Here is a 10046-nt window from a genome sequence, read left to right on the forward strand (position 1 = left end):
AGCAGATCATAGACCGCGTCCTGATGCCAGCTGGCGTGCCGAAACTCCATCGCCACGTACGGGAGCGGCCGGAGCGTGGAGAGGAAACTCTCGAGCAGCGCGAGGTCGCAGCGCAGCGACGGCGGCAACTGGAAGAGCACCGGCCCGAGACGCTCGCCGAGCTCGGTGACGCGTTCGTGCAGCCAGCGGACATCATCGTCCACGTCGCGGAGCCGCTTGGAGTGGGTGATCCGGCGGTGCGCCTTGATCGCGAATCGGAAGGACGGTGGGCTCTGCGCCCTCCAATCCTCCAGCATCTTGGTGGTCGGCATCCGGTAGAACGACACGTTGATCTCCACGGTCGGAAGGCGCTCGCCGTAGAACGCGAGCATGCGGTCCCCTTTGAGGTCCGCGGGGTAGAACCCGGGCTTCCACTCCGCGAACGCGAACCCGGACGTGCCGGCGAGGACGCCGGCGCCGGGGTCGCGAGGAGGCTCCACAGACGAACCGGGCGGCATCGGCGCCGGCTACCCTCTTCGCTCGAGGAACCGGATGACGTCCCGGCGGGTCGGGACGTCGGCGAGCGCGCAGCGCTGCGCGGCCGCCGCGGAGGCAAATGTGATCGCGTATCCTTCGTCCTGGCCTTCCGCCATGGCGAGCGCGAACGCCCCGTGGAAGACGTCCCCGGCGCCCGTGGTGTCTCGGACCGTGACTCGAAACGCGGGGACGCTCCCGCCCGGATACGCCACTCCGCCGGCCCCGAGCGTCACCGCGCCCCAGACGCCAAGATCGGAGACGCGCTTCAACATCGTCTCCACCCCGCCGCACGCGGTGGCCAGCTCCTCGTCGGCGATGACGTGGGTCGCGAGATGCGCGAGCCGCCAGGCCTCCGGCGTATCCTGATCGAGATCCAGCACCACCGGGAGCTCGCGCCGGCGCGCCGCCTCGGCGAACAGAATCGCGCCCGCCGGCCATCGGGCATCGACGAGCACCGCATCCGCCGACTCGAGCGCGTCGAGCGGGAGCCACCCGGGGTCCTCGGGCAGCGCGGTCCCAAGATACGGGAAGATATAGCGCTCGCCGTCCCGGTCGATGAGAATGCCGCTCACCGGCGTGCGGGCTCCCGGACACGCCCGAAACGCGAGGGTGTCGACGCGATCGGCCCGCAAGAGCGCAGCGACCTGCTCCCCGGTCGCATCGTCTCCCCGCCTGCCGACGAAGATCGCCTCCCCGCCCAAGCGCGCCACGGCGACCGCGCCCACCGCGGCCGGCCCTCCGACATCGGTGCGATGCGCGGTGACCGGGGTCCGCGCCCGCACCGGAGGGAACTCCGCCGCCCAGAACCGGTGGTCCAGACAGGCGTAGCCGAGGACCGCGACCCGGGCCACGCCTATCCCTCCCCCCTGAGGAGCAGTCCCTGGGTACGGGCGACGTGCATCACGATGGCAAACACCGCGGCGGCGACGAGCAGCAACACGACATTCTCTCCGAGGGCCCACCCCACACGATCCCATGCGATCCCGCTTCCGCTGAGGACCATCCGCATCCCCTCGAAGGCATGCGTGGTCGGCAACGCCAGCGCGACCGGCCGGAGAGCCGCCGGCAGGACCGCGACCGGATAGAACACCGCCGAGAACGGTTGAAAGAGGAACGGAATCGCCCACGCGAGCGTCTCGGCGCCCTGGCCGAACCGCAGAATCATCGCGGTGGTAATCACGCCGATGCCCCAGGCCGAGAGGAGCAGGTTGAGCACGAAGGGGATGAGCGGCAGGCCGTACTGAAAGATATTGAAGGTGTAGAGCGCGAGTGCCAGGGCCGACAGCAACAGCCCGGTCACGATCACTTTCATCACGCCGAGCAGCAGCATCGCCAAAATGAACTCGAGGGTGCTGATCGGGCTCACAAAGACGTTGATGAGATTCCGGGTCCAGATGTCCTCGAGGAACGATACCGAGATCGCCTGCTGGGCGCGGAAGAAGATGTCCCACAGGATCAAGCCCCCCAGGAGGAAGGCGACGGCGAGCGCCCCCCCTCCACGCAGGCGGCCGATGTAGACGCTGAGGAAACCCCAGACCAGGAGATCCATGACGGGCCAGTAGATGATCTCCAGCATCCGGATCATGCTGCGGCGATACAGGTAGAGTTGCCGCAGCAGCAGGGCGAAGATGCGCTCGGCGCTGAGGCTCCTCACGATGCCGCCCCGTGTCGCGCCACATCGAGGAACATCTCTTCGAGGGTGGCCCTGGCAAATCGCCGCAGCACGTCGCCCGGCGCGCCGTCGGCGATCAGGCGGCCCCGGTGTAGAAAGAGGATGCGGTCGCTCAGCCGCTCGACCTCCTGCATATTGTGGGAGGTGTAGAAGATCGTCATCCGCCGTTCTGTGCGGGTCGCGCGCAGGCTCTCCCGGACGCGGTCGGCGCTGTCGGGGTCGAGGCTGCCCGTCGGTTCGTCCAGAAAGAGGACCTCGGGATCGTTGAGCAGCCCCTTCACGAGACCCAGGCGCGTCCCTTCCCCGGAGGAGAGTCGACCCGTGGGACGGCGCCGCATCTCCGTGAGCCCGAACCGAGCCAAGAGACCGTCGATCCGCCGCCGGGCGTCGCGGACTCCATAGAGATGGGCGAACACGCTCAGGTTCTCGTCGACGGTCAGGTTCCCCGGCAGCGCTACATACGGGGACGTGAAGTTGACGCGCGCGAGAATCCGCTGTCGCGCCGCCGGCATCGGCAGCCCGAGCACCTGGACCTGACCGGACGTCGGCAGGAGGAGCCCCAGCAGCATGGCCAGCGTCGTGGTCTTGCCGGCGCCGTTCGGCCCGAGGAACCCGACGATCTCGCCGGGGGCCACGGCGAATGTGAGGTCGTCGACCACCGTGACGGACCCGAACCGTTTGGTCAGGTGCTCGACGCTGATAACGTTCATGACGGCGAGGAAGAGCCGCGTGACGGCAGCACACCAGCATTATACACTCAGGACCGGGGGTGACTGCTCGTGGGCGAGATCGTGCTCGACGCGGCCCTTCCGATGGACGATCTGCGCGGCGCCGGAACCGCCGCCCGGGCCGCGGAGGACGCCGGGTTTGCCGCGCTGTGGGCCAACGAGACGAAACACAACCCGTTTATCAAGCTGACGCTGGCGGCCACCTCGACCTCGCGCATCCTGCTCGGGACCAGCGTCGCGATCGCGTTTCCCCGCAGCCCGACCGTGATGGCGCACCTCGCCTGGGACCTTGCCGCGCTGTCGGGCGGCCGGTTCATCTTGGGGGTGGGCACGCAGGTGAAAGCCCACATCGAGCGGCGGTTCGGCGTGCCGTGGGATCCCCCGGTCCCCAAACTCCGCGAGTACATCCAGGCGATGCGGGCGGTGTGGCGATCGTGGCAGGAGGACGCACCGCTCCGCGTCGAGGGCCGCTATTACCGGCTGAGCCTGATGACCCCCTTCTTCAACCCGGGCCCGATCGATCATCCGGCGATCCCGGTGTACATCGCCGGGGTCAATCCTCTCTTGTGCCGGCTGGCCGGGGAGGTCGCCCAAGGGTTTCATGTCCACCCGTTTCATACCGTGCGCTACGTGACGTCGGTCGTGCACCCGAACGTTACGCGAGGGCTCCAGGCCGGTGGGCGGCACCGGGATGCCATCGAACTCGTCGCCCCGGTGTTCGTTGCCCCCGGCGACACGGCCGAGGAGCAGCTGGAAGAGCGCACCCGCGCCCGCGCGCAGATCGCGTTCTACGCCTCGACCCCCACGTATCAGATCGTGCTTCGGACGCACGGCTGGGACGAGATCGCCGGGCGACTCCAGCGGATGGCCGCGCAGCGGAAGTGGGACGAGATGGCGGCGCAGGTGCCGGAGGAGCTGCTCGACGCCGTGGTCATCCGCGGTTCGTGGGAGGAGGTCGGCCGGCAGTTGAGGCGCCGCTACGCCGGCGTCCTGGACCGCGTGGCCTGTTACCGGCCGTTTGCCCAGGCGGAGCTCCCGAAGTGGCGCCGCCTGGTCGCCGGCTTCCACAGCGGATGACCTGAGCATGATCTCGCGCGCGCTGCTCCGGGGGCAGCTGTACGCCCTCGCCGCAACCTCGATCTGGAGCACGAACTACATCATCGGCCGCCTGCTCCGCGACTCGGTGACCCCCGCGACGATCTCGGCGAGCCGGGCGCTCATTGCCGGCGTGCCGCTCGCGGGGTGGCTGTTGGTCACCCAGGGATGGCCGCGCCCCGCCCGTCCCGTCCTCCGCCAGCTGGCCGTCCTCGGTTTTTTGGGGATTTTTGCGAGCCAGTACCTCACGTATCTCGCACTCCACTGGAGCCTGGCGACGAACGCGATCATCCTCAACGCGGCCAGCCCGCTCGTGACCGCCGGGCTCGCGGTCGCCGCCGGCTTCTTCCCCTTCTCGCGCGGACTGTTCGTGGGCCTTGTGATCTCGGCGATCGGCGCGGCGGCTGTAACGGCGTTGGGTGCGGGGACCGGCGGGCACCTCGAGATGGATCCCGGCGCCTTGTTCGTGATCGCCAGCATGGTGACGTGGGGGTTCTACAACCTCGGCGTGCAGCAGGTGAGCCGCGATCTGGCTCCCCTGTGGATCACGGCCGGCGCGATGCTGGCCGGATTTCCGTTCCTGCTCGGGGCGATCGCGCTCGAGCACCCGCCGCATCTTTTGTACACAGTACGCGCCCACCTCCCCATCCTCGCTTATCTCGCGATCGGGCCGTCCGCCATCGCCTACGCGTGCTGGAATGCCGCCGTGCGGGACCTCGGCGCGTCGTATGCGATGATGTTCAACAACCTCCTGCCGATCTTCGGGATGCTCCTCGGCAGCCTAGTCCTGCACGAACGGGTGACCGTCGTGCAGATCCTCGCCTCGGGGTTCATCATCGCAGGCATCGTCATCGCATACCGGGCGCTCCCCGCGACGCCGGTCCCCGCCCGCGCATCCGGCCGGCGCAACGCACGGTCTCCGCGGGGCGCCTCTCCCTGAGGGAGGCTTTGCATTCCGAGACCCGGTTCCATATACTCTTGTCTAAAGATCCGAACGCAGCAGAGGTCCGCCTCCCCCACACCCACTCATCTCATCCGCGACGAGGGTCGAGCGGTCTCGACGACATGGCGACCATTGCCTTTCACACGGTGACGAAGCAGTATCCGGGAGCCAGCCGGCCGGCGGTCGACGGGGTCACGTTCGAGGTCCCGGAGGGCACCGTGTGCATGCTCCTCGGGACCTCCGGCTCGGGAAAGACCACGCTCCTCCGGATGGTCAACCGGCTCATCGAACCGACGTCGGGCGCGATTCTCATCGACGCGCACAACATCCTCGAAGAGAACCCCATCCTGCTGCGACGCCGGATCGGCTATGTGATCCAGCAGGTTGGGCTGTTCCCCCATATGACCGTCGCCGAGAACATTCGCGTCACCGCGGAGATCGCCGGGTGGGGGCGCGCGCGTATGGCCGGCCGGGTGGACGAGCTGCTGCGGCTCGTCAGCCTCCCTCCGGATGAGTACCGGCATCGGTTCCCCCGCCAGCTGTCCGGGGGCGAGCAGCAGCGCGTGGGATTGGCCCGGGCGCTCGCGACCGATCCGGGCATTCTGCTGATGGACGAACCGTTTGGCGCGCTGGACGCGATCACCCGGTCCCGCATGCAGGAGGAGCTGCTCCGCATCCAGCGCGGAGTGCGCAAGACGATTCTCTTCGTGACCCACGACGTCGAGGAAGCGTTCCGCCTCGGCGATCATATCGCCGTCCTCTCCGAAGGGAAGCTCGTCCAGCTCGGGACGCCCGTCGAGCTGCTCTCGAACCCCGCAAACGATTTCGTCCGCCGGTTGGTCGGTGCCGACAGCGTTCTCCGGCAGCTGGAATACCTGCCGGTGACGATGGCGCTCGACCCGAACGGCGCGGGACCGCCGGGCCGAACGGAGCGGGCGGCGGAACGGTGCCCGTCCGATGCGACGCTGCTCCAGGCGATGCTCACGCTGATCGAGACCAATGCGCCGGCGCTCGCGGTCTACGATGCGCATGGGGGCGGACTCCTCGGGCGGGTGACCCTGTCGAGCATCAACCGTGAGATCGCCAACGCCAGGGCGATCGGCGCGCCCCACGATGGCGCGGCGGAATGACGGCGACCGCGTAGCGGCGATGCACTACCTCCTGGACCCCCGCAGCTACGACTTGACCGATACCGGCAGCCTCCCGAATCTGCTGGTCCAGCACCTGACCATCGTCGGCGTCAGCATGGCGATCTCCCTGATCATCGCCCTGCCCCTCGGCGTCTGGATCGCGCGGCGCCGGCGGCTCTACCTGCCCGTCATCACGGTCGCCGGTTTCCTCTACACGATCCCCGGACTCGCCCTGCTGGGCTTCCTGGTTCCCGTCACCGGCCTCGGGACGACCACGATCATCATTCCCCTGGTGCTCTACGCACAGTTGGTCCTGATTCGCAACACCGTCGCGGCCGTCAACAGCATCGACCCCGTCCTGCTCGATGTGGGGCGCGCCATGGGGATGAACCGCGGCCAGGTGTTCCGGCGAATCACGGCCCCGCTTGCGCTCCCGATCATCGTCGCGGGCATTCGCGTTGCGACCGTGACGACGATCGGCATTGCCTCGCTGGGCGCCCTGGTCGGAGCCGGAGGGCTGGGGGATCTCGTCTTCGCCAGCCTGCAGAACGTCAACTACGACGAGGTCGTGGGCGGCGGGATCGTGATCGGTGTCCTGGCCGTCCTGGCCGACCTGCTCCTCCTCGCCCTGCAGACCGCCCTCAACCGGGGGCGGGGGCCCATTTCGACGGCGTAGCGGACGACGATGCTGTCAGGGCTTCTCCAATTCGTGACGGCGCCCGCGAACCGCTATCTGGATCACAGCCTGAGCTACATCGACCTCTGCGCGTCCTCGATCGTGCTGGCGATCGCGATCGGGGTACCCCTCGGGGTCGCGGTGGCGCGGCGTCCGGTCCTGGCGTTCGCGGCCGTCAACCTCAGCGGCCTCATGCGGGCGGTGCCGGTGATCGTGTTTCTGACGCTGGCGCTGCCTTACCTTGGGATCGGCTTTACCCCGTCCCTGGTCGCGCTGTCGGTGCTCGGGATCCCGCCGATCCTCTTGAACACGTACACCGGGATCCGCGGCATCGACCCCGTCATCGTCGACGCGGCGAGAGGCATCGGCATGACGCAGAGCCAGATCGTCCGCCGGATCCAGGCCCCGCTCGTGCTGCCCGTCATCGCCGCCGGCGTCCGCACCTCGGCCGTTCAGATCGTGGCCACGGCCACGCTCGCGGCGATCATTGGCGCCGGGGGGTACGGCGAGTACATTCTGGCCGGGCTCTATCAGGTGGACGTGGTCCAGATCCTCGCCGGCGCCGTCCCCGTGGCTGCGCTGGCGCTCATGGTAGAATTGGGCCTTGGGTGGGTCCAGCGGTTGGTGACGCCCGCCGGGCTTCGCGCACAACCGCTGGGCGACGGAACGCGATGAAAGGAGGGATGGGGAACAGGCGAGGCCGTCACACAACTCACGAGTGAGGGGGAGAGCAATGCGGACACGGGAAGAGTTATCGTGGATCAAGTTTGTGTCCCTATGCGTGATCGGCGCCGCGGTCGTCCTGGCCGCCGGGAGCGCGGGGTCCGGCGCCAGCATGGCCGACAACAGCAAGATTCACCTCACGATCGGCGGCAAGACCGATACGGAAGCCCAGCTGCTCACGAAGATCTACACGCTGCTGCTGCGCCACGCCGGATTCAACGTCACCGAAAAGGCGCGGCTCGGCACCAACGCCATCGTGCACAGCGCGATTACCACCGGGCAGATCGACCTGTATCCGGAATTCACGGCCACCGGATTGGCCCACCTGAAGATGAAGACCACGCACGACGCGGAAAAGGATTATCAGCTCGTCAAGGAAGGCTACGAAAAGCAGTTCCACATCACCTGGCTCGACAAATCGCCGCTGAACGACACCTACGGCATCTGCACCACCAAGCAAAAGGCGAGTGAGCTGCACGTCACCAAGATTTCAGAGCTCGCCTCCTTGGCCCCCAAGATGACCGTGGCCTCCCCGCCCGACGGGACGAGCGACCCCAACGTGCTCCCGGGCCTCAAGCCCACCTATGGGTTTACGTTCGGTAAGATCACCGTGGTGCAGGTCGCCCTGGCCTTCGATGCGGTGAAAGAGGGCAAGGCGGACTTCAACGTCTGCTACACGACGATGGCGTTGATCCCAAAGTTCAATTTCGTCCTGCTGGAGGACGACAAGAACCTGTTCCCGATCTATCTCCCGGCGCCGATCGTGCGGGACGCCACGCTCGCCAAGGCGCCCGATATCGCGACGGCCTTGAACAAGGTCGCGCCGAAGCTGACGACAGAAGTCAGCCAGCAGCTGCAGCTGCAGGTCGTAAACGGCAAGACGGTGACCGAGGTCGCCACCACCTGGTTGAAGAGCCAGGGCCTCCTGTAAGCGATCGCCTGAAGGCCCCGCTCCGGCGGCCCTCCGCGTCCAATGGACGGGAGGGCCGCTTCGTTTACGCGCTGCCGGTGAGGTTGACCGCCTTGACGTGCCCGTTCGCCATCTCCGCGAGGTCGAAGGTCACGGCGGCCGACGGCTCGAGGGTGGCCGGGTCCGTCCGGCAGTCGCTCCGGTGAAAGAACACCTCGCCCGCCTGCCCCGGGCTCACCACGAACCCGTACCCGCGCTCCGGATGGTACAGCTTGATGCGGCCGGACAGTCTGCGCGCGACGGTTCGGACGACCGTATGGGCGCTCTCCGCCCCGGACTCGCGCGCGTCGCGGCGGGGCGCGTCCCGCGGCACCTCGCCCCTCGACGTGCCGCCCTGCCGGGAAGCGTACGCCTCGATCCCAAGGTGCGCGGCAATGGCCCGCACCACCGACTCCAGACGGTCGAGCCGGGCCATGAGGTCTCCCGGCTCGGTGTGCGGAGGACGCGGACGGCGCGGCCGCGACGGCGGCGTGTCCCTCCGTACCCGCCGGCCTCTCCAGTTGCCTGCCTTCGCCACGATACCCCTCCGCCGTGCCTCAGACGCGGGTCCTTTCTTCGACGTCCCGGCCGCCATCCTCTCCAAGATACCCTCCGAAGATGGCATGCCCCGCGTGCATCCAGTAACAGTCGACCTGGGCGAAACTCGCCTCCCGCAGCCACTGCAATTGCTCTGCGAGACGGGCCGGTTGGTCGTACGGATCGGGCTTGCTCACCGCGTAATAGTTCCATCCGCCTCGGACGAACCGCCGGAGCGCCGCGGCTCCCCCGCGCCGGCCGCGGCTCTGCGCACGCGCAACATCGGTCCACTGGTCGGCAAAGAGCCGCTGGGCACGCGCGTTCACCGGGAGCACCAGATCGGCCAATAGAAAGGCGCCGCCGCGTTCGAGGCGCGCCGCCACGTCGGTAAACAGCCGCCGCTTCTCGGCGTCGGAGAGATGATGCACGACCAGGGAGGCCAGGACGCATCGCAGGGGCCGTGGAAGCGCTCTGCGCCAGGCGGTATCCGCCAGCTCGAACTCGCCCACCGCCGCGCGCCGCCCGAACGCGCGGAGGGTCGTCCGGAGGGCGGAGCGCATGCGTGCGGAGCCGTCGAGCGCGATGTACCGGCACGAAGGAAACGCGCGGAGCACGGCCCGGGCCAGGGCGCCCTGACCGGCGCCCAGCTCCACGACGGTGAACGCTTCCCTCCGCTCCGCGGGGATGAGGCTCGTCAACGTCCCGATTTGCACACGGCGCGAGGGCACGGCAATCTCTGCGACCGCGCCGAACGCCTCCGAGTCGGCTTCCGTCCAGCCCCACGTGGACGGAGCCTCCCGGGGACGCGCACCGCGGTTACCCGCCTGCTTTCTTGCGCGCATAATACCGCTGCGTCTTCGGCGTGGCATATCACCTCCGACCATGGGCACCCGACAGGTTATGCTGGACGTGAAACTTGTCCTCCACGATGGTGATCACTGCTGCACAGCTTCCGCGTGGGGACACCCACGGCCGCAATGACAGGAGCCCCACCCCCTTCCCACGAAACGGAAGCATCGGTCTACCAGCGAGGAGGCTCCTATATGGCGGAACGACCGCTCGAACTCATGATCCCGG

Annotated in this window: 12 protein-coding genes; 6 read left to right on the forward strand and 6 right to left on the reverse strand. The window is 68.1% G+C overall.

The window, feature by feature from the left end; genetic code table 11:
* The 4 genes from VFP86_01235 to VFP86_01250 form a co-directional block, all read right to left on the reverse strand.
* On the reverse strand, positions 1–497 hold a 497-nt coding region (locus VFP86_01235), incomplete at its 3' end, for a DUF72 domain-containing protein (GenBank protein ID HET8998249.1).
* A gap of 9 nt (positions 498–506) precedes the next feature.
* A complete protein-coding gene (locus VFP86_01240; protein HET8998250.1) occupies positions 507–1367 on the reverse strand; it encodes a PfkB family carbohydrate kinase in 861 nt (286 codons plus the stop codon).
* Between the two features lie 2 nt (positions 1368–1369).
* Positions 1370–2170, reverse strand: a complete 801-nt coding sequence (locus tag VFP86_01245) for an ABC transporter permease (protein HET8998251.1) — start codon at positions 2168–2170, stop codon at positions 1370–1372.
* Positions 2167–2898, reverse strand: coding sequence for an ABC transporter ATP-binding protein (locus VFP86_01250; GenBank protein ID HET8998252.1), 732 nt, complete (start codon positions 2896–2898; stop codon positions 2167–2169). Before VFP86_01250 ends, VFP86_01245 begins: the two co-directional genes overlap by 4 nt.
* A gap of 69 nt (positions 2899–2967) precedes the next feature.
* Here VFP86_01250 and VFP86_01255 point away from each other — a divergent pair, with 69 nt between their 5' ends.
* The 6 genes from VFP86_01255 to VFP86_01280 all read left to right on the forward strand — a co-directional run bounded on the left by VFP86_01255 (position 2968) and on the right by VFP86_01280 (position 8414).
* Positions 2968–3993 (forward strand): TIGR03617 family F420-dependent LLM class oxidoreductase, encoded by a 1026-nt coding sequence (locus VFP86_01255; GenBank protein HET8998253.1) that lies wholly within the window; start codon positions 2968–2970, stop codon positions 3991–3993.
* Between the two features lie 7 nt (positions 3994–4000).
* Positions 4001–4951 (forward strand): DMT family transporter, encoded by a 951-nt coding sequence (locus VFP86_01260; protein HET8998254.1) that lies wholly within the window; start codon positions 4001–4003, stop codon positions 4949–4951.
* A gap of 125 nt (positions 4952–5076) precedes the next feature.
* A complete protein-coding gene (locus VFP86_01265; protein ID HET8998255.1) occupies positions 5077–6084 on the forward strand; it encodes an ABC transporter ATP-binding protein in 1008 nt (335 codons plus the stop codon).
* Entirely contained in the window at positions 6068–6760 is a 693-nt protein-coding gene (locus VFP86_01270) for an ABC transporter permease (GenBank protein ID HET8998256.1), read from the forward strand. Before VFP86_01265 ends, VFP86_01270 begins: the two co-directional genes overlap by 17 nt.
* Positions 6761–6769: 9 nt before the next feature.
* The gene (locus VFP86_01275; GenBank protein ID HET8998257.1) at positions 6770–7435 is read left to right on the forward strand and encodes an ABC transporter permease; all 666 of its coding nucleotides are present in this window, start codon (positions 6770–6772) and stop codon (positions 7433–7435) included.
* Between the two features lie 58 nt (positions 7436–7493).
* Entirely contained in the window at positions 7494–8414 is a 921-nt protein-coding gene (locus VFP86_01280) for a glycine betaine ABC transporter substrate-binding protein (GenBank protein ID HET8998258.1), read from the forward strand.
* A gap of 64 nt (positions 8415–8478) precedes the next feature.
* On the opposite strand, the gene VFP86_01285 is transcribed toward VFP86_01280, so the two are convergent.
* Together VFP86_01285 and VFP86_01290 are read right to left on the reverse strand one after the other, a co-directional pair.
* The gene (locus tag VFP86_01285; GenBank protein HET8998259.1) at positions 8479–8970 is read right to left on the reverse strand and encodes a cold shock domain-containing protein; all 492 of its coding nucleotides are present in this window, start codon (positions 8968–8970) and stop codon (positions 8479–8481) included.
* Between the two features lie 19 nt (positions 8971–8989).
* Complete coding sequence (locus tag VFP86_01290; GenBank protein HET8998260.1) at positions 8990–9811, reverse strand: class I SAM-dependent methyltransferase; 822 nt, start codon at positions 9809–9811, stop codon at positions 8990–8992.
* Positions 9812–10046 lie beyond the last annotated feature (235 nt).

The sequence above is a fragment of the bacterium genome (assembly GCA_035703895.1).
Classification (GTDB): Bacteria; Sysuimicrobiota; Sysuimicrobiia; order Sysuimicrobiales; family Segetimicrobiaceae; genus Segetimicrobium.

Coding starts and splice junctions, on each gene's coding strand:
- VFP86_01250 (HET8998252.1), bottom strand. CDS start 2,898: ATGAACGTTATCAGCGTCGAGCACCTGACCAAACGGTTCGGGTCCGTC.
- VFP86_01260 (HET8998254.1), top strand. CDS start 4,001: ATGATCTCGCGCGCGCTGCTCCGGGGGCAGCTGTACGCCCTCGCCGCA.
- VFP86_01265 (HET8998255.1), top strand. CDS start 5,077: ATGGCGACCATTGCCTTTCACACGGTGACGAAGCAGTATCCGGGAGCC.
- VFP86_01270 (HET8998256.1), top strand. CDS start 6,068: ATGGCGCGGCGGAATGACGGCGACCGCGTAGCGGCGATGCACTACCTC.
- VFP86_01275 (HET8998257.1), top strand. CDS start 6,770: ATGCTGTCAGGGCTTCTCCAATTCGTGACGGCGCCCGCGAACCGCTAT.
- VFP86_01280 (HET8998258.1), top strand. CDS start 7,494: ATGCGGACACGGGAAGAGTTATCGTGGATCAAGTTTGTGTCCCTATGC.
- VFP86_01290 (HET8998260.1), bottom strand. CDS start 9,811: ATGCGCGCAAGAAAGCAGGCGGGTAACCGCGGTGCGCGTCCCCGGGAG.